The 24,075-nt window shown below is 38.4% G+C and carries 21 protein-coding genes, 1 tRNA gene and 1 pseudogene; all 23 read right to left on the bottom strand.

The window, feature by feature from the left end:
* Window positions 1-79: 79 nt before the first annotated feature.
* A tRNA-Ser gene (locus tag ACHZA1_RS01940) sits at window positions 80-164 on the bottom strand.
* 77 nt (window positions 165-241) lie between these two features.
* Window positions 242-1,300 (bottom strand): AMP-binding protein, encoded by a 1,059-nt coding sequence (locus ACHZA1_RS01945; protein WP_320053558.1) that lies wholly within the window; start codon window positions 1,298-1,300, stop codon window positions 242-244.
* Window positions 1,301-1,374: 74 nt separating this feature from the next.
* Complete coding sequence (menC, locus tag ACHZA1_RS01950) at window positions 1,375-2,415, bottom strand: o-succinylbenzoate synthase (RefSeq protein WP_320053559.1); 1,041 nt, start codon at window positions 2,413-2,415, stop codon at window positions 1,375-1,377.
* A 128-nt stretch (window positions 2,416-2,543) separates the two neighbouring features.
* Window positions 2,544-3,455, bottom strand: a complete 912-nt coding sequence (menA, locus tag ACHZA1_RS01955) for a 1,4-dihydroxy-2-naphthoate octaprenyltransferase (protein WP_320053560.1) — start codon at window positions 3,453-3,455, stop codon at window positions 2,544-2,546.
* A 559-nt stretch (window positions 3,456-4,014) separates the two neighbouring features.
* Entirely contained in the window at window positions 4,015-5,073 is a 1,059-nt protein-coding gene (locus ACHZA1_RS01960; protein ID WP_320053561.1) for a sugar phosphate nucleotidyltransferase, read from the bottom strand.
* Window positions 5,074-5,188: 115 nt separating this feature from the next.
* A complete protein-coding gene (locus ACHZA1_RS01965) occupies window positions 5,189-6,286 on the bottom strand; it encodes a GDP-L-fucose synthase (RefSeq protein WP_320053562.1) in 1,098 nt (365 codons plus the stop codon).
* Window positions 6,287-6,326: 40 nt separating this feature from the next.
* Entirely contained in the window at window positions 6,327-6,707 is a 381-nt protein-coding gene (locus tag ACHZA1_RS01970; RefSeq protein ID WP_320053563.1) for a GxxExxY protein, read from the bottom strand.
* A 51-nt stretch (window positions 6,708-6,758) separates the two neighbouring features.
* A complete protein-coding gene (gene gmd / locus ACHZA1_RS01975) occupies window positions 6,759-7,916 on the bottom strand; it encodes a GDP-mannose 4,6-dehydratase (RefSeq protein ID WP_320053564.1) in 1,158 nt (385 codons plus the stop codon).
* A gap of 547 nt (window positions 7,917-8,463) precedes the next feature.
* A pseudogene (gene rfbA / locus ACHZA1_RS01980) lies at window positions 8,464-9,329 on the bottom strand (glucose-1-phosphate thymidylyltransferase RfbA).
* A 234-nt stretch (window positions 9,330-9,563) separates the two neighbouring features.
* A complete protein-coding gene (locus ACHZA1_RS01985) occupies window positions 9,564-10,763 on the bottom strand; it encodes a dTDP-glucose 4,6-dehydratase (RefSeq protein WP_320054937.1) in 1,200 nt (399 codons plus the stop codon).
* An 11-nt stretch (window positions 10,764-10,774) separates the two neighbouring features.
* A complete protein-coding gene (locus tag ACHZA1_RS01990) occupies window positions 10,775-11,443 on the bottom strand; it encodes a sugar transferase (RefSeq protein ID WP_320053565.1) in 669 nt (222 codons plus the stop codon).
* A 65-nt stretch (window positions 11,444-11,508) separates the two neighbouring features.
* Window positions 11,509-12,717, bottom strand: coding sequence for a polysaccharide biosynthesis protein (locus ACHZA1_RS01995; RefSeq protein ID WP_320053566.1), 1,209 nt, complete (start codon window positions 12,715-12,717; stop codon window positions 11,509-11,511).
* A gap of 5 nt (window positions 12,718-12,722) precedes the next feature.
* Window positions 12,723-13,937 carry a DegT/DnrJ/EryC1/StrS family aminotransferase gene (locus ACHZA1_RS02000; RefSeq protein WP_320053567.1) on the bottom strand — a complete coding sequence of 405 codons (1,215 nt, stop codon included), beginning with the start codon at window positions 13,935-13,937 and terminating at the stop codon, window positions 12,723-12,725.
* Between the two features lie 6 nt (window positions 13,938-13,943).
* A complete protein-coding gene (locus ACHZA1_RS02005; RefSeq protein WP_320053568.1) occupies window positions 13,944-16,856 on the bottom strand; it encodes an FAD-linked oxidase C-terminal domain-containing protein in 2,913 nt (970 codons plus the stop codon).
* Between the two features lie 14 nt (window positions 16,857-16,870).
* A complete protein-coding gene (locus tag ACHZA1_RS02010; RefSeq protein WP_320053569.1) occupies window positions 16,871-17,836 on the bottom strand; it encodes a Gfo/Idh/MocA family oxidoreductase in 966 nt (321 codons plus the stop codon).
* Window positions 17,837-17,864: 28 nt separating this feature from the next.
* Window positions 17,865-18,941 (bottom strand): non-hydrolyzing UDP-N-acetylglucosamine 2-epimerase, encoded by a 1,077-nt coding sequence (gene wecB / locus ACHZA1_RS02015; protein ID WP_320053570.1) that lies wholly within the window; start codon window positions 18,939-18,941, stop codon window positions 17,865-17,867.
* Between the two features lie 30 nt (window positions 18,942-18,971).
* A complete protein-coding gene (locus ACHZA1_RS02020; protein ID WP_320053571.1) occupies window positions 18,972-19,577 on the bottom strand; it encodes a GNAT family N-acetyltransferase in 606 nt (201 codons plus the stop codon).
* A gap of 3 nt (window positions 19,578-19,580) precedes the next feature.
* Complete coding sequence (locus tag ACHZA1_RS02025; RefSeq protein ID WP_320053572.1) at window positions 19,581-20,228, bottom strand: acyltransferase; 648 nt, start codon at window positions 20,226-20,228, stop codon at window positions 19,581-19,583.
* A 10-nt stretch (window positions 20,229-20,238) separates the two neighbouring features.
* On the bottom strand, window positions 20,239-21,474 hold the full coding sequence (locus ACHZA1_RS02030; RefSeq protein WP_320053573.1) for a glycosyltransferase family 4 protein: 1,236 nt from the start codon (window positions 21,472-21,474) through the stop codon (window positions 20,239-20,241).
* Window positions 21,475-21,478: 4 nt separating this feature from the next.
* Entirely contained in the window at window positions 21,479-22,579 is a 1,101-nt protein-coding gene (locus tag ACHZA1_RS02035) for a DegT/DnrJ/EryC1/StrS family aminotransferase (RefSeq protein ID WP_320053574.1), read from the bottom strand.
* Window position 22,580: 1 nt separating this feature from the next.
* Window positions 22,581-23,264, bottom strand: a complete 684-nt coding sequence (locus ACHZA1_RS02040; RefSeq protein WP_320053575.1) for a hypothetical protein — start codon at window positions 23,262-23,264, stop codon at window positions 22,581-22,583.
* Window positions 23,261-23,680 (bottom strand): FdtA/QdtA family cupin domain-containing protein, encoded by a 420-nt coding sequence (locus tag ACHZA1_RS02045; protein WP_320053576.1) that lies wholly within the window; start codon window positions 23,678-23,680, stop codon window positions 23,261-23,263. The genes ACHZA1_RS02040 and ACHZA1_RS02045 overlap by 4 nt, the downstream gene beginning before the upstream one ends.
* A complete protein-coding gene (locus tag ACHZA1_RS02050; protein ID WP_320053577.1) occupies window positions 23,673-24,074 on the bottom strand; it encodes an FdtA/QdtA family cupin domain-containing protein in 402 nt (133 codons plus the stop codon). The genes ACHZA1_RS02045 and ACHZA1_RS02050 overlap by 8 nt, the downstream gene beginning before the upstream one ends.
* Window position 24,075: the final 1 nt, after the last annotated feature.

A 24,075-nucleotide genomic window follows, 5' to 3' on the forward strand; every position in this document is an offset into this window, starting at 1 on the left:
ATTAGAAAGGGGTTAAAACACAAAACCCTGTAAATCATTCGATTTACAGGGTTTTGTTGTACTTTGATGTTGTGGTCTGCGGAGAGGGAGGGATTCGAACCCCCGGAGGTTTGACCCTCAACGGTTTTCAAGACCGCCGCAATCGACCACTCTGCCACCTCTCCGAGGACAAAAGTACGCCCATTTTTCTTTTCTGCAAGCAATTGCAGGTATTGTATATCTATTTTTTTTTACTAAGTACCTATATCTTTTGTGCTGATATAAGCTTACGAAGGGCAATCCTGTCGACCTTACCCGTAGGCGTAAGCGGGATTTTGCCCACATGAACAACCATCTTGGGCATTTCGTAGGGTAATAGGATATCCTTGTAGTTAAGGATGAAATCTTCGGCGCCCTCTACCACCAGCACCACCATTTCGCCCAACCGCTGATCGGGTAAAGAAGAAATGGCAAAGGGAAGATGCGAGCAACCGCTTAGCTTGGCCTCCACCACCTCGGGCGATATCTTTACGCCCCCTGTATTAATGATGTTATCGAGCCTACCGAGTATCCTAAACGAGCCATCGGGGTTAATCTCTGCGATGTCGTGCGTTTCCAACCTCGAGCTAGCAACAAGAGGCGCATCAATCACCAAACAGCCTTTGTCGTTAAGGCTTACAGCCACGTTAGGCATCGGATAGTAGGCATGCTGCCTACTACTGCCATTTAGCCGGTGCAGCGCAATGTGCGATACGGTTTCGGTCATTCCATAGGTGGAGTAGCAGGTAACGGTAAGCGGCTCTACCATTTTTTTTAGCGTTGACGAGACAGCCCCACTTCCAATAATAAGCTTGCTAATGCGGTTAAGAGAAAAGACGAGCTGCCCCGACGATGCAAGGTTGAACACCTGCATGGGAACCATTGCGCAAAAGGTATAATCCTTATCGATACAGGGGGTACCGCTAGGCTCTACCACCGTTAAATCGAGACCAGCAACCATGGCACGCACCACCATCATTTTACCTGCAATGTACCCCGTCGATAGGCAAAGCAATGCACTATCTCCGGCATGAAGATCTAACGCCTCGCAGGTCATGCGGGCGCTGTTTACCATGTGCTGCTTTAGCACCCGGATTCTTTTTGGCTTTCCTGTAGAACCAGAGGTTGAAACCTCTACGTAATCGTTGCCATCCAGCCAATCGGCAATAAAGTTCCAAAAGAGACGAAGATATTCCTTGGGAGATTCTGCGCCCTCCAATGCCATTCCTAGAAGTTCGTCCCTGCTGTATGCTTGTCCGCTTAACGTTAACGTATGGTTCATAGTATTCGATTTGCGATTAAGACGTGAGGATGAGATATGCTAAATGTGACTTGAGAATACGAGCAGCCTTCTCGCTACTCCACAATCCCATCCAACTTCCACTCTCCCCCATTTCGGTACATCAACTTCTGCCCATTGATGTATAAGGGTGAAGCAATGTTATTGGTAAAAAGCATGCCCGTGCCCAATCCTTGAGGTACAACAACCCCAAGCGATGCACACCACTGGGCAATTGCATTTAGCCCAACATTTGACTCTAGCGCTGAGGTTATCCACCACCCAATTCCTTTTTCTGATGCAAGATTGATCCACTCCTGCGCGCCTATGAGTCCTCCGTGAAGGCTCGGCTTAAGTATTATATAGTGAGGATTAACCTCGTCGAGCAGCAGCTGTTTCTGAGATGGGGTATTTACGCCAATAAGCTCCTCGTCGAGGGCTATTGGGATGGGAGACTTACCTGCCAAACAGGCCATTTCGGCAATCTGCCCTGCACGTATCGGCTGTTCGATGGAATGAATGATGTGCTTAGCAAAGTCTGACAATCTTGCAAGCGCATTTGCAGGCGTAAAGCCACCGTTGGCATCTAGGCGTATCTCCAAATCGCCAGGAGCAAACCGCTGCCGTATCCGCTTAACCAGATCTAGCTCCTCGTCGAAATCAATAGCCCCCACCTTTAGCTTAAGGCAGCGAAAGCCCTTCTCCACCTTCTCGCCGATCTGCTGAAGCATGTACTCGTGCGTACCCATCCAGATAAGCCCATTGATGGTTATTCCCTGTTCGCCTCTCACAAAAGGCGTATCCCAAAAAATATGATTCGCAGATTGCAAGTCGCGAAGTGCTGTTTCAAAACCAAAAAGGATAGATGGATATTGCCGAAGCTCCTCCAAGTCAATCCCGCCATCACGTTCGACAATCCGGCAAAAATGGCCGATTAGCTCCTCGTAGTTGGGCAAATCGTCGCAGCTGAGGTTTGGCAGCGGAGCACACTCTCCGACTCCTACCCTATCGCCATCGCGCAAAACAATAAACCACGACTTACGAATGTTATACACCCCTCGCGAAGTTCCTGCAGGACGTGCAAACTGGAGTGTATATGGAACTACGGTTGCGTTCATTTTTTAGATATTAGATTTGAGATATCAGATGTAAGACAAAGTGAAGGAGTCAAGATTTACACTGCGAATCCGGCATATCCTACATCTTGTGTCTTGAATCTTGCATCTTGCGTCTAACTGCTCACCAGTTAAATCATCGACAAATATAAGCCTGCACTATACAGCAGCACAAATGCAAGTGTCGATAGCGACAGCTTCTTTAGGTAGGGATCGAGCAATACGGGATCCTTAACCAGTATTATCTCTTTAAGATCGCGAATAAAAAGAACGATAGAAAGGTAAGGAAGCAGCATCCAGCAGCACTGGTAGTAAGCTATAGTATGTACCAAAGCGAAGAGCAATCCTCCGCCTATAAGACAAATATGATAAATCTTAGCCTTCTTAAAGCCCATCCGAACAGGTAGAGTTAGTTTTCCTGAGTTACGATCGTTAGCTATATCGCGCATGTTATTTAGGTTTAGCACCCCAACGCTAAATAGTCCAACTGACGAACCTAAAAGCCAAGCTCCCAAAAACACCTGCTGGGTGCTAAGGAAGTAGGTTCCAACTACTCCTGTAAGCCCGAAAAATATAAATACGAAGAGATCGCCCAATCCGCGATAGCCGTATGCCTTTTCGCCAACCGTGTACTTTACGGCTGCAGCAATGCAGCACAAGCCTAATACGATAAATAGAGCTATTCCCCAGATGGCAATGCCCATTGTACCCACAAACACCAGCGTCAAACCAGATGCTAATGCCAACAGCGCCATTACAACCATTGCCCTGCGCATTTGGGCTGGAGTTATCTCTCCGCTTTGAATGGTACGCTTAGGTCCTACCCTATGCTGGTTATCGGTTCCCTTCTCCGAATCGCCGTAATCGTTGGCAAAGTTCGATAGTATCTGTAAAAAGAGGGCAGTAACAAGCGACAGCGCTAGAATATCCCACCTTGCATGAAATTCGAATGCAGCCAATGCTCCCCCTAAGATAATGCTGGATAGGGCTAAGGGTAGTGTCCGCAGACGCGCAGCCTTAACCCACGATTTACGACTTGACAATTGTACTAGGTTTTAAATTCGATCGGTAAAGGTAGAAAAATTGGTTTAGAGGTTTGATTCTAGACGTTAGATTTTCAAGGCAAACGCATTTAAAACTAACAAAAACACAGAGGCACTGAGGCTCAGAGTTCACAGAGTGTAATCTTTTCTAGCTTTGATCCTTTACTCTGTGGCTTTTACTATTCGTGTTTTACGGCTTATTCTGCCTAGATAACAGGCAAGGGAACGTTGCTATATCAGCGATTTTTCATCCACCTACAAGCATCAGATGGCATATCCTGATATTGCTCTGTGCTACTCTGTGTTTCTGTGCATCCGTGTTTTAGAGGAAATCCTAAATGCGGTTGTCCTGGTTAGTTTTTAGACCATCCTGAAGAGAATTGTACTGTAAGATTCAAATAAGAAGCGCCACCGAAATTACGTCAGCAGCGCTCGTCTATATGTCTTTAAAGAATCAAGACTGGGATAATGAGAACATGAAAGATGAAAAGATGAAAAATTTCACCCGACGGATCCCTCTTCACTTGTTCCCTGTTTTCAAACCCCGACTCACTTCTCTCTACTTATTCAGAATCTCCAATACTTTCTTTATGTTTTGGGCATCAGCCTTACTACAAATAAGCAGCTGATCTTTAGTATCAACAATAACCAAATCCTTAACACCTAGAGCGGCAATCACCTTTCCTTCTTGACCAAGGATAATGTTATTGCCTGCGCTAACCTCTACTACTCGACTTCCCCGAACAACAGACCCCTGATCATTCTTCTCGAACACTTCGTCGAGAGCTGGGTAGCTGCCAATATCGTTCCATCCAAAGTCTACAGGAATTACGAATGTGTTATCAAACTTCTCCATAATACCAAAGTCGATGGAGATCTTTTCGAAGGTAGCAAAGAGGTCATTCAACTCCTTACTGGTATGATCGCGCTTGGCTTCGCCCAGTTTGCTTATCTTCTCCAACGTTGCAGCATGCTTGGGCAGGTACTTTTCGAATGCGCCCATCATGGTGTTTATACCAAAGATGAACATGCCGCTATTCCACAGGTATCTTCCCGATGCCACATACTCCTCGGCTCGATGTAGGTTAGGCTTTTCCCAGAAGCGAACCACACGGGTAGGCTCTCCTATATAGCACTCCTCGGTTTCAAGATATCCATAGCCCGTTTCAGGCTTGTTAGGCTTGATACCCAGCGTTACAATTGCATCTTTCCCTTCAGCAACCTCGGCAGCGGTAAGAATACGCTTACAGAAATTCTCCTCATTCTTTATAAGATGATCGGACGCCAGCACCACCATCGTGGCATCGGGATACTTCTCGCCAATTACCACAGAACCAAACCCGATTGCTGCGGCAGTATCCTTAAAAAGGGGCTCAATAATGATATTCTCCGTAGGTAGCATAGGCAACTCCTCGGCAATTCCTTTTGCTTGAATGGCATTGGTGCCAATAAAAATACGCTCGGCTGGAACTATCGGAAGAATACGATCGACAGTCATACGAATAAGGCTGCGATTCTCGTCTACTAGCTTAAGAAGCTGCTTAGGTTTTTCGCGAGTCGAGAGCGGCCAAAAGCGCTCGCCCGAACCTCCCGCCATTATGAATACGGTTAATTGCATAGCAATAATTTTTTACTTATAACAAAATAACTGAGAAGCAAAGATAGCAAAAATAGAAGCGCCCATGTAAACCAAAGGCGCTCATATAGTATAGTATCTACTGGCAAATTACGGATTAAGAGATATACCAATCGTACATCATCTTAACGCCATCCTCAATCTCTATCTTGTGATGCCAGCCCAAGGAATGCAGCTTAGATGGATCGGTAAGTTTACGCATGGTTCCATCGGGCTTATCGGAGTTAAAGGCAATCTGACCACCAAAGCCCACAACCTCCCTTATGCGGTAGGCCAATTTTTTAATTGTAATCTCCTTCCCAGTTCCTATGTTGATGTGCGTGTTTCGTATTTCCTGCGAATTGGGCGAGCTAGTGCGAATTTCACGAACTAAATCGTCGAAATTGACATTCTCCATACAGAAAACGCTAGCATCAGCCATCTCCTCACTCCAAAGAAACTCTCTCAAAGGAGCTCCAGTTCCCCATAGTTCTACGGTGCATCCATTCGAGTGCTTAATCCCATACTTATCTAGGATGGTAAGGATTTCCTGCTCAGAAGAGCTACCGTTTACACCTTCAACTGGACGTCTGTTCAGGTCTTCGCGCAATGCATCCCAGTTGTTATCGAAAAGACACTTACCGAGGTGCATTTTACGAATCATAGCGGGCAGCACGTGCGACTTCTCCAAATCGAAGTTGTCGTTCGGACCGTATAGGTTGGTTGGCATTACCGCTATATAGTTGGTTCCGTACTGCAGATTGTAGCTCTCGCACATCTTTATGCCTGCAATCTTTGCAATGGCATAGGGTTCGTTGGTATACTCCAATGGTGATGTCAGCAGTTCGGCTTCCTTCATGGGTTGCTGAGCATCGCGAGGGTATATACAGGTGCTACCAAGGAATAGCAGTTTCTTCACACCATGTACGTACGCATTGTGAATGATATTATTCTGTATCTGCAGATTCTGGTAGATAAAATCGGCACGGTAAATACTATTTGCCATAATTCCACCAACCTTAGCCGCTGCAAGAAACACATACTCGGGCTTCTCTGTAGCAAAAAATTCCTCAACCGCTTTCTGATCGCGCAAATCGAGTTCCGAAGAGATGCGGCCAATAAGATTCGTATAACCTTTAGCCAGCAAGTTCTTCCAAATAGCAGACCCCACAAGCCCCTTATGACCAGCAACGTATATTTTAGATTCCTTTTTCATTATATTTTTGATTTCACGAATTATGACGAATTACACAAAATTATTTCGAATTAACGGCTCTCTTGTATTGTAGGGACTTCGCTCCAAAATTTACAAGCATACCAAGTTCCTTTCCTGTTGCTTTAAGATAGTTGATTAGCTGTTTTTCATGAGGATCGGAAATGAAAGTTGCAGACTTAATTTCTACTACAATTTTATCGTAGCAAATAAAGTCTGCAACATGATATTTTTCAAGTACTTCACCCTCATAGAAAACAGGCAACTTCACCTGTGAACTAAACAGTATATTTTGAGCCGCAAACTCCTCTACCAAAGCAGCCTGATATACAGCCTCAAGAAATCCAGCCCCAAGCGTACGATACACCTTCATACATGCGCCGATAATCTTGTAGCTTACCTCCTTGTATAGTACATCTGCCATACCTTTTAGAAATTCGCGCAATTCACCTTAATTAGTGTAATTAGTGATCTATTACTCAAAGTAGCTCATCACCTGATATCCACCTTCCTTAAGGTAGTCATCCTTCTTGAAAAGCTTGATATCTGACTGCATCATATCTTCCACTAATCCCTTTAAGTCATACTTTGGCTCCCAGCCAAGTACTGTCTTAGATTTAGTAGGATCGCCAATAAGCAAATCAACCTCGGTTGGACGGAAGTATTGAGGATCGACACCTACAACCTGCTCCTGATTAGCAATACGCTGCTTCATTGCCTCTAGGTACTTTTCACCAACACGCTCAACAAACAGAGCCTCGTCTACGGCAACAACATGTCCAGTTTCGTTAGCGCCTTCGCCACGAAAATCGATGGTTAAGCCAACTTCATTCCCAGCCAGCTTAATAAATTCGCGAATGGAGGTGGTTATTCCAGTAGCAATAACGTAATCGCTAGGTTCATCCTGTTGTAGTATCAGGTACATTGCTCGAATGTAATCCTTTGCATGCCCCCAGTCGCGCTGCGAGCTAAGGTTACCCATAAACATATTATCCTGCATACCCAGCGCAATACGGCTCATGGCACGGGTTACCTTACGGGTAACAAAGGTTTCACCACGTATTGGCGACTCGTGGTTAAAGAGAATACCATTGCTTGCATGCATCTTGTATGCCTCGCGGTAGTTTACCGTAATCCAGTAGCCGTAAAGCTTTGCAACAGCATAAGGCGAACGGGGGTAAAATGGAGTAGACTCGCTTTGAGGCACCGCCTGAACTAAACCGTACAGCTCAGAAGTAGAAGCCTGGTATATTCTTGTTTTTTTTGCCAATCCAAGTAGGCGAACAGCCTCTAAAATACGAAGCGTTCCTAAGCCATCGGCATTACCTACATATTCGGGAGTCTCGAAGCTAACATGCACGTGGCTCATTGCTGCAAGGTTGTATATCTCATCGGGCTGAACCTCTTGAATGATACGGGTAATGTTCATGCTATCGGTCAAATCGCCATAGTGTAGGATAAAGTTACGATTCTCCACATGTGGATCCTGGTAGATATGGTCGATTCTATCGGTATTAAACAACGACGATCTACGCTTAATGCCATGTACAACGTATCCTTTCTTTAATAGGTATTCCGATAGATAGGCACCATCTTGACCTGTAACTCCGGTGATTAATGCAACTTTACTCATATTTCAAATAAACTTTTTGTGAGGAAAAAATTCGCTCACTAAAACGTAATAAAACTAATCAACTGACAAAACTACTCATATAAATGAAAAATGAAAAAACGGGGCTCTGTTTTACTGATTTAACGGATAGGCACAGATTCTTAGAATAGCGTTCTTTGTGTTGTCCTTTGAGAACATTGTGGTTAATATCCGCAGGTCATTTATCCACCAAGACCTCTAAGTAGGGCACTAATTTTCACAAATAACTAAACACCTACAACCAACCATTCGTGAATATTTGTGCGTATTTGTGGATATACAGCATACAGAATGAGCCGCAACATTGCGGCTCATTCTGTGAATATCTGTGCAATCTATAATATCAGCGTTCTAATAACACTGTGCGCAAACTATCTTAGGCTGTATTAAATCCTTATCCGAAAGGTTTAACTACATCCCTATTTCGGGCCATTCTATATCTTAAGATTGGTAGTGAAAACCACTATTGCATTCTTCATAGTAAAGACATTTACAAATCCAGACTCTGCTATTAAATGATTACCTCCCACTAACTTCTGTTCACTAATTTCAGCAAATACTGTCCATACTGGTTCTTTGCCATAGGTGCTGCTAGTTCGCGAACCTTATCTGCAGTAATATATCCTTTTTTAAAGGCAATTTCTTCCAAGCAGGCAATCTTTAATCCTTGTCGGCTTTCGATGGTGTGAATAAACTGGCTAGCGGCGAGCATGCTCTCGTGAGTACCTGTATCCAACCAGGCAAAACCACGGCCCATCAACTCAACATTGAGTTCTTCTCTATTAAGAAATTCCTAGTTAACCGAGGTTATTTCTAATTCGCCACGGGCTGATGGCTTTACGTTTTTTGTAACCTCTACTACATCGTTAGTATAGAAGTAAAGACCAACAACCGCATAGTTACTCTTAGGCTCTTTAGGCTTTTCCTCTAGGCTAAGCACCTTACCTGTGCTGTCGAAATCAACTACACCGTAACGCTCTGGGTCATTTACGTAGTAGACAAATACTACGTTCTTACGCTCCTTCCCCACCACCTCTACGCTGCGCTGTAGCATACCGCTTAAGCCATAGCCGTAGAAGATATTATCGCCAAGAACAAGACAAACATCATCATCACCAATAAATTCTTCACCGAGAATAAAAGCCTGCGCCAAACCATCAGGCGATGGCTGAACCTTATACTGAAAATTCACACCAAAACGGCTACCATCTCCAAGTAAATTATGAAAATGGGGAGTATCCTGTGGCGTAGAAATAATAAGTATATCCTTAATACCAGCCAACATCAGCGTTGATATTGGATAATAAACCATAGGTTTGTCGAAAATAGGCAACAGCTGCTTGTATATTGATTGTGTTGCGGGGTACTACCACCTGCTAAAACGATGCCTTTCATTATAAAATAGATATTAGATTTGAGACGTTAGATGTTAGATTTTTCAACACAGATACTCAGAAAACACAGAGGTCACTGAGATATATTTCGTGATGCGTGAACAGTGAGTCGAAAATCATGATCAGTAACGCGAAACGCGAAAACCATGAGGGGAGACTTGCGATATGTCCCAATTTTTCATCATTTCATTTTTCATGTTCTTCGTCTTGATACTTGTTATCGTGAATCTTGATACTATCTACTACCGTACATCTGCTCATAGTACTTCTGGTAATCTCCGCTGGCAACTTCTTCTACCCAATCCTGATTTTCGAGGTACCAACGAATTGTCTTCTCTATACCAACTGTAAATGGGGTTTCTGGATACCATCCCAACTCGCGGGCAATCTTGCTTGGGTCGATAGCATAGCGCATATCGTGCCCTAAACGATCGGACACGTAGGTAATCAAATCGTAGCTAATATTGCTAAGATCGGTTTTAAGCACACTTTGATACTTTGGCTCCTCACACATTAAGCGAGCAATAGTATCGATGGTAAGTTTTACAATATTGATGTTCTGCTCCTCGTTAAACCCCCCAACGTTGTAAATCTCGCCTACCTTACCCTTGAAAAGAACATTATCTATAGCCTTTGCATGATCCTCTACATATAGCCAATCCCTTACGTTATCACCCTTTCCATAAACTGGGAGTTTCTTTCCTTCCAGAATATTCTTAATTATAAGAGGTATTAGCTTCTCGGGGAAATGGTATGGACCATAGTTGTTAGAACAACGGGTGATATTAATAGGAAACTTGTAGGTTTCGTGATAAGCAATAACAAATAGATCGGCGCTTGTTTTTGAGGCTGAATAGGGAGATCGAGGATCTAGTGGCGTTGTTTCTGTAAAAAACTTTTTACCATAGGTCTGAAGATTATCACGACCTTTTACTACTGCCTTTACAGCTTCATCCTCTATTACCAGTGCCTGTGGCTCGGTATAATCCTTACTCAACGAACCATAAACCTCATCGGTAGAAACTTGTAGAAACTTTTTATCTACTTTATAGGTAGGATAGCCATTTGCATCTTTACCAGTACCCCATGCTCGCTTAGCGCACTCCAACAAGTTCTGAGTTCCCAATATATTGGTCTCCAAAAATATTTGTGGATGGGTAATACTCCTATCCACATGGCTCTCAGCTGCAAAGTTCACCACATAGTCGATATTGTATTCTGCAAACAAATGGCCTACCAGTTCTGCATTACCAATATCTCCCTTAATAAACTTCACTCTAGGGTCTTTTAACTCCTCCTTTATGGTTCCCAAATTTCCTGCATAGGTAAGCTTATCTAGAATTATTAAGGTTGTATCGTTATGCTTCTTAAGCATATACTTTACAAAATTAGCGCCGATAAAGCCAGCAGCACCTGTGATTAATATATCCATAATATTTAATTTTTTTAGTAAAACTTCGGTTTATCCGGCAAATTACTTAGCAACTTATACTGCAAATTACTTTCGGGAAATACAATTACCCACGCGGTTAAGAATATCAATACAAGATCAACATATAGCGATCTATTCTCTAAATACCACTCTTCCAGCTTACCTTTATATGGTGCAATCTGCTTAATATAGCATTCTGTTGCATCCATCATTGATTCGCTTAGTATTTTCTCTTCGTCTCGAAAAACAATAGAACCAATGCCTGTTATTCCTGGTTTTGCATTATATATTATCTCCTGAATATGCTCTGAATATCTATAAAAGTCAACCTCCATTTGAGGACGAGGACCAACTAAGGACATATTCCCAATAAGCACATTTACTATTTGAGGTAATTCGTTAATCTTCGTTTTACGAAGGAATTTACCCATTGGTAAAACACGAGAATCACCACGTAATGTTAGACTCCCAGTCCCCATATTTGGACTATTCTTTAACATGGTTGCAAACTTCCATATTTGAAAACGCTTGTTTTTATATCCCACTCTTTTTTGAAGGTAGAACACTTCATGCTCACCTGTAAGTAAAAGTACAATACAAATAGGTATCAAAATAGGTGACAATACTAGTAAAGCAACAAATGTTACTATAAAATCTATAAGGCGCTTAAGTAATAGATACATATATTATGCGTGATGCGTGATGCGTGATGCGTGAATTATAAAATTCTGCAACACATCATCACAATTTACATTTTTTGGTCTAGGTTTTTACCCGTTTCAATATGATGAAAATTTGGAAGGAATTTTGACATTTCTGCCACAACATCCTCCTTTTTTAAATCAGGTTTAGTAAATACCGTATTTAAGCCGTCTATAATAGAGTCTATTGCCTCAAAATTCCTTTTTGGAGCATTCTTCACTATACCAAGAGCCTTGAATGATGAATTATCCACAATCTCCTCTTCTGTAAAAAATTCTTCAAACGACTTTTCGCCTGATGTGTCAGATTTAAAGTAATAAACCGGGTATTTTTTTATCTTGCCATTTAAATCTAATGCCTTTTTGCGTGCTTCTTCTTCCGATTTGCAGTAATCAGGTTCATAACCTAGCGAAACAAGAAACTTATCAGCAATATTAGAAAAGGTCATCATCTGCTCGTTGGTCAACTTTGGGAAGAAAATATCTCCACTCTTACCCAAAACACATGCCATTAAACAAATTTGTCCCGATTCCTCGGGGGAAACGAAGTAGCGCTTAACATCCGATGGTGAAGAAAAGGGCTGAGATTTCATTAACCTATCAATAAACCCAGCTAGTAGGCTACCATTCGAAAAAGCGACATTGGCAAAACGTGCAGTTGTAATAGGATATTTTATGGAGTAAGCCATTATAACCTCTTCCATAATTTTCTTACTGCCACCCATTATATTAACAGGATTAGCTGCTTTATCAGTAGAAACACAGAAGAAATGCTTTGGAGGAAACTCCACCAATAGATCAAGCAATCTCCGAGCCTTAATTACATTATTCTCAATTAACGCTTGAACTGAATAAATATCCTTCTCACTACGTACATGCTTATGAGCAGCAAAATTGGCTACAATATCAAATGGTCCTTCCCTCCTGAATATCTTTTCAAAGATAGGATCTGAGAAGTTAATTGGATAGGTTTTATAGTCATCAGGCACCTTCAAGCCATAAGTGCTGCGAAGATCGCGAGTAAGCTCAGTTAGTCCGTTCTCGTTTACATCAAAAACATAAAGTTTCGATGGTTCATATTTTAGTAAGGCACGGATATATGATGATCCAATAGTTCCAGCACCACCAATTACCAATACAGATTTATCCTTAATTTCATTTATAAGCAGATCGTGATTTTTTTCAAGATCTGCCAAAAACATACTACGATCTCTTTTCGTGATGTTTTCGGATATAAACTTGCTAACGTTTATCATTGCTATTAGATTACTTTATTATACGCATCAACAACAGCTGCTATTACTATATCTAATTGCTCTTTTGTAAGACCATTATAGATAGGTAATGATATTTCATTCTTATAGAGCTCATACGTTTGAGGGTAGTTACTTATCTCATATCCCCTTGACTTGAACAATGTAAGCATAGCCATTGGGATGTAGTGAACATTTACACCCACACCACTTTCACTAATGATTTGTATCATTCTATCACGTTGTTCCTCCGAAAAATTCTTTACTCTTAGCAGAAAAAGATGATAAGAAGATTCCCTTATATTATCTTTATGCGGAGGGATAATAGCCCAATCGTATTGGGATAATTTTTCAACATAATAGTTGAAAATCTCTTTTCGTTCAGGTAATAAAGTGCTTCTATATCTTCTCATTTGCGAAAGACCTACCGTAGCACAAAGATCAGGCATATTAACCTTTAATCCTTGATCAATAATATCATATCGCCATGCTCCAGGCTGATTCTTTTCGAATGCACTTTTATTTTGACCATTCAGTGAAAGAGCCCTTAAATATGTCAATTCGTTAGCCTGATCGAATTGTTTTGGAAGATTTAAGACTATAGCTCCTCCCTCTCCTGTTGTAATATTCTTTACAGAATGAAGAGAAAATACAGTTACATCCGAAAGAAGCCCACTTTCAACACCATCGAAGGTTGCACCTAAAGAGTGAGCCGCATCCGAAATAACAAGTATTCTGCCCAACTTTTCTTGAGTAGGATTCGAAGGTGCAAATAGGCATTTTATTTCTTTATCCTCTAGCACTCTTTTTATTGCAATATAATCGCAAGGCCAACCGCCAATATCAACAGGGAGGATTGCCTTTGTTTTAGAAGTAATGGCAGACTTTAACTTCGATTCATCAATTGTAAAATCGTCCTTAACATCAACCATCACAGGCGTTGCCCCCATATTCAATGCACAAAGAGCTGTTGCACTATAGGTATAGGCTGGAATAATTACTTCATCGCCATAGCCAACCCCAAACCAACGGAGCATAAGCATTGCACCAGAAGTCCAAGAGTTAACGCAAAGCACCTCGCTAGCATTACAAAACTTTTTAATTTCTTCCTCAAGTGCCCTTGCTTTTGGCCCCGTTGTTAACCAACCTGTATTGGTTAAAGTATCTTGCATCTCTTTTACAACATCATCATCGATGACCGGAAGTGAAAATGGAATTTTCATATATCTTTATTTTTTAAGTGCTTCATATAATACTTCTATTGGATGCACAGCAGATCTACCTGTACCATCCTTTATATGATGACGACAACTTGTGCCTGGTGCTGCAATTACTACGTTAGCAGCAGCTTTACGAACTGCAGGAAAAAGAACCAACTCCCCAATAGCCATAGAGAGGTTATAGTGCTCTTTTTCATAACCAAAAGAACCTGCCATACCACAGCATCCCGTCTTCAATTCTTGAACTTTGTAATTTACAGGAAAACTAAGAACAAACTTAGTGGCCACAGTTGTTGCTATAGATTTTTGCTGACAATGCCCATGGAAATGAATTTCATATGCCTCATCAGTGAATTGTTCTTTTACAATGTTTCCCTTCTGCATCTCATGCATTAGAAATTCATCAATCAGAAATGCGTTACGAGCAAGATTTTTTGATTTTTCTCTATTTTCGGGTAAAGACAAATCTGGATATTCATCTCTAAATGAAAGTAAAGCCGATGGTTCTATACCAACCAAAGGGGTCCATTCATTAACTAATGGACTTAACAATTCAATATTTCTATTAGCGATTAGCTTTGCAGTTCGTATAAGTCCCTTTGAAATAAAGGTACGACCACTCTCATAATGGTTAGGTATTATCACCTCATATTCTAAATGCTGCAATAAAAGGATAGCTTTAATTCCTACTTCTACATCATTGTAGTTAGTAAATTCATCATTAAAGAAAATAACCTTACCCTTTTTGTTTGGATTTGATAAATTGGTACTTCTAAACCAACTCCTTAACGTTGTTTTATATAATAAAGGAAGGGTACGCTTATCACTAAAACCTAACATGCGTTGTATTGGCTTTGCAATAGCCTTTGTTCCCATAACGAAATTGGTAATGCTAGGAACTATACTACCCACCTTGTATATATAGGTAATATAGGCAACCAAACGAGAACGTAAAGGAATACCATTGGCATCGTAATAGTGCTGTAGGAACTCAGCCTTAAGCTTTGCCATATCTACATTTGAAGGACATTCTGACTTACAGCCTTTGCACGATAAACATAAATCTAATACCTCATACAATTCTCTACTCTCAAAGGGTTTAGAACTATGAGTAAGAATTTCGCGAAGCATATTGGCACGAGCCCGAGTAGTCTTACCCTCATCCTTAGTAGCCATATAACTCGGGCACATTGTACCTCCAGCAAGTATTGTCTTTCGACAATCTCCAGAACCATTACAACGTTCTATGGCTCTGAGCAGACCATCCGAATCAGAATAATCGAATATTGTATCAAACACCTTCTCCTTAACACCAATAGGATAACGAAGATGCGTATTCATCGAGGGTGTATCTACAATTTTATTAGGATTGAATATATTTTGAGAATCAAATGTCTTTTTTATTTCTTTCATCATTTGGTAGCAACGCTCACCAACCATGATAGGTATAAATTCGCCTCGAAGACGACCATCACCATGTTCTCCACTTAATGAACCACGATGCTTCTTTACCAAATGAGCAACATCAGTTGCGATCTCCCTAAATAACTTCACATCTTTAGGGTCCTTTAAATTTAGTATCGGACGAAGATGCAATTCACCACTCCCTATATGAGCATGGTAAACACAATCAAGACCATATTTATCAAGCACCTTTTTAAAGTCTTCCATGTATTCAGGAAGCCTTTCCGGAGCAACTGCTGTATCTTCTATTACAGAAACAGGTTTTCCATCTCCCTTCATATTCGATAGAATGCCTAATCCTGCCTTACGTAAATTCCAAACTCTGGTGATATCATTTCCCCAAATTATTGGGAAATGATAACCATAGCCATGTTGCTTCAATTCTGCAACAATAGCTTCATATTTTGTTACAACATCATCTTTTGCAGACTCCGCAAACTCCACTATTAGTATTGCAGCAGGTTCCCCTTCAATAAAGAAGCGATTGCGGTTTTGTTCAATATTATCCCTAGTAAGATCGAGAATATTCTTGTCCATTAGCTCTACTGCTGTTGGACCATATTTTAGCGCTATAAGATTTGCAAGAAAAGCCTCTTCGAGCTTATCTAGATGAATACAAATTACAGCCTTTTCAGATGGAGGAAGAGGAACTAGATTCAGCTTAGCCTCGGTAATTAAGCCTAGAGTGCCTTCAGAACCTGCTATAATTGAACAAATATTTATTTTTTCACTGCTATCACAAAAAATCTCGTTATCCATTAACAAATCAAGCGCATATCCTGAATTGCGACGCTTTAAGGATGGTTCCGGATACTGTTCCCTTAACTCCTTTCGGTTTTCCTCACTCGATAAAATCGCAAATACTTTTCGATAGATATCGCCTTCAAGCCCCTTTAATTCTAACTTTTTGTCAAATTCAGTCTTCGAAATCGGTTTAAAATGCACCTCTGCACCATCGGCTAAAAGCATTTTTACCTCTAATAGATGGTCGCGAGTACTACCGTATACAATGGAATGTGAACCACAAGAATTATTTCCGATCATCCCCCCAATCATACAGCGATTGGCTGTCGATGTTTCAGGACCAAAAAATAAGCCTTCTTCCTTTACTGAAAGATTTAACTCATCGAGAATAACGCCTGGTTGCACCCGAACCCAATGCTCATCTTTGTTTATCTCCAATATTGACGTAAAATGCTTGGAAATATCGACAATAATACCATTCCCGACAACCTGTCCCGCCAATGAGGTGCCTGCAGCACGGGGTATTAATGATAAATTATTTTCAGCAGCAAATTTTATAATCTGAGATAAATCTTCAGCATCCTTTGGATATACAACACCTAAAGGCTTTTCCCTATAAGCAGAAGCATCAGTGGAATAGATAATTCTATCTATCTCACTGATGCTTATTTCGCCCTTTATAAAAGGGGCTATTCTATTTATTAAGTTTTTCAATTCTTATAACTTTCTTACCAACCAAAAGGATGAGATGCTAATTCCAATTTAGCAAATGGATGATAATCCCCCTTTAAGCCCTGAGGTTCAGCATGACGAATATCATGGACTATTTCTATTGCAGTTCTTGCCTCTTTTAACCCAAATCCATTACCACTAAGAATATCCTTATAGGTTTCAGTATGAAGTTCTGTAAATCCATCACTAAATTCAAACTCAGAACCTTCTATGGTCATAGACCTAAAGGTTCTTTTGCCTGCCAACTTCACTTCTTCTGGTAAAGTATCGTAGTTAATACTTAAGAAGTATCTTACACGGGCCTTTTCAAATTCAAGATATCCAGACACCCTATCATGTGAGCTAACATGAACTACATTTTGCTGTACTTTACCGAATATCCAAGAAAGCATATCATAAAAGTGAACCCCAATATTGGTAGCAACCCCCCCACTACGCTTTACATCTCCTTTCCATGTGGTATAATACCAATTTCCTCTGGAGGTAATGTAGGTAAGATCAACATCGTACTTTGTATCGCGTTTTTCGCTATCAATACGCTCTTTTAATGCTTTAATTGCACTGTGAAGACGAAGCTGAAGCACATTATAAACCCTATGCCCAGTTTCCTTTTCTACATTCATTAGCGCATCAATATTCCAAGGGTTTAGTACGATTGGCTTCTCGCAAATAACATTAGCCCCTAAACGTAAGCCATAGCGAATATGTGCGTCGTGCAAATAGTTTGGTGTACATACCGAAACAAAGTCAACCTCTTTATCTGTCCCCTTATTTTTAGAGAGATGCCTATCGAATAGCTCAAATTCGGTAAAAAAAGACGATTCAGGAAAGAAGCTATCCATTATTCCCACGCTATCAAATACGTCGTAGGCAGCAATAAGATTATTCCCGGTATCCTTCATTGCCTTTAAATGACGAGGTGCAATAAAACCTGCTGCTCCAATTAGTGCAAAATTCTTCATTTTAAGTATTTTGGTATTAAACTCTTATCTAAGAATTAAATTCTAGCAACTTTTCTAATATTTTTTCACCAGCATCTCCTCTTCCGTACAGGTAATCGGATTTTTCTAAATCACCATATTTCAACTGACTCTCAACTTCGTTGATTATTTTATTATAATCACTTCCTACTAAAGAGTTATATCCATTATTAACCAATTCAACCCATTCGGTTTCATCCCTTAGAGTTATGCAATACTTGCTAAAAAAGTATGCCTCTTTTTGCAAACCACCACTATCGGTCATTACCAAACTGCAATTTTTTAATAGATGAACCATTTCAAGGTAACCTACTGGCTCAATAAATTTAATTTTTGAGGTTTCGAATGAAAAGCCTATCGCATCTAACTTCAATCTAGTTCGAGGGTGAAGTGGCAAAACTATATCCGTATTTTGAGATATCTTATTAAGAGCATCTATAATGCTTTTAAGTCTTTGGGGATCATCTGTATTCTCTGCTCTATGAATGGTACAAAGGATATAATCAGAAGGAATCTCAAGATTACCTATTTTTGCCTTAGAAGAGTAAAACATTGCAGCATCCTGCATAACATCACCAATATTTACAATATAAGCATCGATATTAGCATATCCTTCCTTCAACAAGTTATCTACAGCCTGATCAGTAGGACAGAATAGTACATTACTCACTCTATCAGTTAATATGCGATTAACTTCTTCAGGCATTTTCATATTAAAAGATCTTAAACCTGCCTCAACATGTGCAACTTTTATATGTAATTTAGTTGCTGCAATTGCACCTGCCAATGTAGAATTAGTATCGCCATATACTAAAACCCAATCTGGTTTTTCTTCAAGCAACACCTCCTCTATTTTTTCGAGCATCTGACCTGTCATAGCACCATGACCAAGACCATTAATATTCAGATTATATTTAGGTTTTGGTATGCTCATCTCCTCAAAAAACACATCCGACATATTAGTGTCAAAATGTTGCCCCGTATGAACTATAACCTCCTCTACCTGATTTGATTTTTGAAAAGCCCTACTTACAACTGCGGCTTTGATAAACTGAGGACGAGCACCTATTATTGTTACAAGTTTCATAACTACAACAATCAATCAAATTTATAGAAATTAATTTAACCTTTTTATCAACCGATACATTCTTCTCTGTGGGAAAGCATAGAAATCATAAAAAATTTCATATCCTCGCTTTTTATAAAACTCTATTACAGAAATATTATTATAATAATCTGTAGTAAGAGAAACTCTCTCTATTCCATTCTTACGAATTGCTCCCTCAAAGGCATTAATAAGTAATTTCCCAATTCCTTCACCAGCATAGGAAGGTAGTACTCCAATAGATAATAGTTCTGCATACATTCCATCATCAGAATAATCAGATTTTTTATCTAGGTTTTTAATTAATCGGAAAATAAAGTATGGATTTTTAAAAAGTATGCACACACCTTGTAACAAAAAAGCACAAAAATTTCTTTTCATCAACTTCTTATGAAACCCATTAGCACTCTTCGTCCCAACAGCAAAACCAACAAAATTGTTGTCTTCATCTACAGCACAATAAACTATTCCAAGAGAATGAGCAATAACAGCTTTGTAATAAGATCTAAGAAACTGTTTACCTAAAAGTGTTAAAAAAAAACCATTAAAAACTTTTAAGTGAACATTTACGATTTTTTCACAATCGCACTCTCTGCATTTAACAATTTTCGTTTCCAAACACTATAACTCCCCTGTTTCTTTTAGTTTATCGTGTATTAGTTCTAGAACTTCTTTGCAATAATATGTATCCGAATAATCATTCGATCTAAAATGTTTGACATCCTTATCAATTGTTGTTTGCGATAGAATATTTTGTCCTACATAAATCGAATAATCAGGAACATCCTTACTTACAATAGAACCTGCAGCGATAATACATCCTTTCCCAATTTTTACTCCAGGTAATACAATTGACCTAGCTCCGATAAAACTATAAGCGCCAATATACACTGATCCTCGTGTATAACCTTTTCTTTCTTTATTTGGAATATTAACAAATTCATTCCCCAATAATCGTATTGAATTTTCACTACCATGAGTAAAAATACCTACCCAAGCACCAATTTGAGCTCCTTCATCAATAGTTATCCCTTCTGTCGCATCAAGAATAGTATAATGCCAAACCCAAACATTATCTGCAATTCTAAGTTTATCAGGGCTCATAATAGTAACATTGCTACTTATCCTTGTAAATTTTCTGAATTTATTAGTTCCTAAATCAGTAAATCCATAAACCATAAATGGTTTTTGTAACTTTGCTATACATTGTCCTAACAAAGACATAATCTTACCAAAAGGTGAGCGATAAATATTTTCTGCAAACTTCATAATCAACTATTTAAATTAAAGTCTTCATTTTATTTGTCAAACACTTATAATCAAAATCATTAGCAGCAATCAAAGCCCTATCACACATATAATTATATTCTACCTTATCCATTTTTATAAGACTAAGAATTGCATCTGCATATTCTTTATCAGATTTAAATTCTTTAGAAATACCAACATTATATTTATTTATAATGTCAAAAGACATATTAATATTAGAACAAATTGGTTTTCCTGCAGCTAAATATTGAAATAATTTACTCTGACTCCCTCCATACTTACCAAAATCGCCTGGCATATAATTTAAAACATTTATGGAAGCCTTTGTTAATACATATGGAACATATTGAGGTTTAATCCACTTTTCCTTAAAGGAAACATTTGTTATATCGTTTTCAACACAATATTCTATTAAAAAATCACGATCATCACCATCTCCATAAATTAAAAATTTAACGTTATCATATCCTTTTAGCAATGCTGCAGCATCAATCAATCTTTTTAAATTATTAGCCAACCTAATAGAACCTAAATATACGACTTTCGTAATGCTATCATCTTCAAGTTCATCATCCTTTATAACAAATTCATTCTTATATCGATTGAAATCGTCGAGATCAACACCATTATTTATGTAATGAACTTTACTTAAATCGATTTTACCACCTAATTCTATACTCCATTTTTTATCCTTAATATATTGCTTTCCTCCTTCCATAGAAAAGACTAAGCAATCAGCTCTTTTATAAAGCCATTTTTCTAAGTAATAAGAGATTAGTACAATTGGATTCCATTTACTAAACATTTTTAAATCTACAAATGTTTGAGGCCACAAATCTAGTACTTCTACAATATACTTTATCTTGTTTTTTTTTGTATAAAAATATAAAATATTTCCAAAAGGGACTGTTGCAGTTTGTATAATAACATCTGGTTTATCAAATTTTTTCGCGATCTTAATAAAACGAAAAGGGAATTGAAATAACCCTAATATTCGATTTAATCCATTTTTTTTGTACAAAGTTGTATTAATATGAATAAAATTTATATTACCATACTTTTTTTCAATATAAAGTTTATTATCTTCAATTAAATTTTTATTCATATTATGCATAATACTAGAACCGAATATTGTTACATCGTATCCTGCCTCCATTAAATATTGAGCAAATTTTATTGTTCTTAATCTAGACTCCAATTCAGGAGGCATTGCATATTGATTTACAAGCCAAATCTTACGTCCCATATAACTACCAAGCATTTAAAGTATCAATAACAAAATCAACCTCCTCATCTGTCAATACTGGACTTATTGGTATACTCAATACTTCATTAGATAATTCAATAGTAATGGGTAAATTTAAATTACTATATTGGTTATAACATTGTTGCTTATGAGGTGGTATAGGATAGTGAATTAAAGTTTCGATACTTTTTTCTTTTAAATATTGAACTAAATCTTCCCTATTTTTGCTTCTAATTACAAACAAATGCCAAACATGCTCCAATTCATTTGGATATTCGGGCAAGACTATTTTTGAGTTATGAATGCTTTCAATATATTTTTTAGCAATTACATTTCTTTTTCTATTATCATTTTCAAGACCAAACAACTTAATACTTAAAAAAGCAGCTTGCACTTCATCCATTCGGCTGTTCAACCCTTGAAATTCATTTATGTATTTTTCGTAAGATCCGTAATTGGCAATCGCCCTTACAACTTTCGCTAAGCTATCGTCATTTGTCACTACCGCGCCACTATCTCCTAATGCACCAAGATTTTTCCCTGGATAAAAACTAAAACCTGCCGCATCTCCTAGATTTCCACTTTTAATAGAATTCCATTCTGCACCTATAGCTTGTGCGTTATCTTCAATAATCTTCAGATTGTATTTTTCAGCTAAACTTTCTAACGTTTTACTCCAACAAACTCTACCATATAAGTGGACAACTAAGATACCTTTAGTTCTTTCAGTTATGCTACTTTCAATCTTTGAAATATCAATATTAAACGTTTGGGGATCTGGATCTACAAATTTTGGTATTAGCCCATTATCTGTAATGGCCAAAATAGATGCAATATATGTATTAGCAGGTACAATTAACTCGTCCCCTTCTTTGAAAAAACCAAGTTCTTTATACGATCTAATTATAAGACGAAGAGCATCTAATCCATTTGCTACAGGAATAACATGTTTAACACCTATATAATTAGAAAGATTTTCTTCAAATTTCTTATTACAACCTCCATTGAGAAACCAACCAGAATCGATAACATCATTCACTTCCTTTTTCAAACTATCAGCATATAACTGGTTGATTTTTTGCAAATCTAAAAATTTCACTTTCATGTTATTTGTATGTTTCATGTCCATATTTTAATACCCAGTAATCAAATTCATCAGTGATTCTCTTTAAATCACAATTTTTCACTGGAATATCATGTAAAACATAATCACTAATCTCTTCTTCCAAATGATTGAAACCAAATTTACTTAAAGCATATTTATTTACACTTAAAGGCTTATTTGGAATATATTTTGAAAATGGCTTAATATTTTTCATAACAGCTGCATTCGTTGCAGCAATAGAGTAATGCCCAATTACAGTATACTGATTGATTGTACATGCCATTGCAATATTAGCTCCATCAAGAATTTTAACTAATCCGGCAATAACAGATGTATTAGTAATAACCGCCTTATCTTTTACATGAACATCATGAGAGACATGAACACCTTGCATCAAAAATGCATCATTTCCGATAATTGTACTTTCTTCGTAACAAGGTAACTCGACAAGAGAAAACTCTCGAATTATATTATTATTACCAATTAACAATCGCGCTGACTCATCTCTTGCAATAAATTTTGTGTCAGTAGGATCACATCCAAGTATGACATGAGATCCTATTACATTATTATTTCCAATAATAGTTTTCCCTGATATAATTGTATAGGGACCAATTTCATTATTACTACCTAACATTACATCAGAACCGACTATTGCCGTAGGATGTATTTTATTGTTTTTCATAGTGCTTTGAATTTGATGAACTCATCGTAATCTCTAATATAGTCACTTTCTAAATATTCCATCGAAGCCATTACTAAACACACAGAACCCGAAGAAAAATTTACAAGTTCTCTCCATATTCCCGGAACCATTAATAAACCCTGATAGGGCCGATTTAATGTAAAGGAACGTCGAATATTTCCGTCATCAAGAATAACATCAAAACTACCACTTGCAGCAACGATTAACTGCTGTAACTCTTTATGTGCATGTGCTCCTCGAGATTCACCACCTGGAATATCGTATAAATAGTAAACTCTCTTTATATCAAATGGTATGCTATACGAATTTTCTACTACAGTAATATTACCCTTACTATCGCTATGATGCTTGCTGAATTCTAGTATAGAACAATCAAATGCAGATGTTTTACTCATTTAAATTCATTTTAAATGCATTAAAATCTCGTATATAATCACTTTTATTATAAGATGTAGATGAAAGGATTAAAGAGAAAGAATTGGTTGAAAAATTTTCAATTCGTCTCCACATCATTTTTGGTATATATAAACCATAATAGGATCTATTTAAATGATATCGATATTCATTTTCCCCATCATGTAAAACAACGTCAAAACTTCCCGATAACGCTACTATAAACTCTTCATTAAACTTGTAAGCATGACTCCCTCTAACTTCTCCTCCAGGAACATCATATATCCAATAAGCTCTTTTTATTTCAAATGGTATATGCCTTGTCTGTTCTATAAATGATAGATTCCCCCGGATATCTATTATTTTTGGCAAATCAATGATTTTAGAGTGTCCCATA

The organism is uncultured Acetobacteroides sp. (assembly GCF_963667355.2).
In the GTDB taxonomy this organism is placed as follows: domain Bacteria; phylum Bacteroidota; class Bacteroidia; order Bacteroidales; family ZOR0009; genus Acetobacteroides.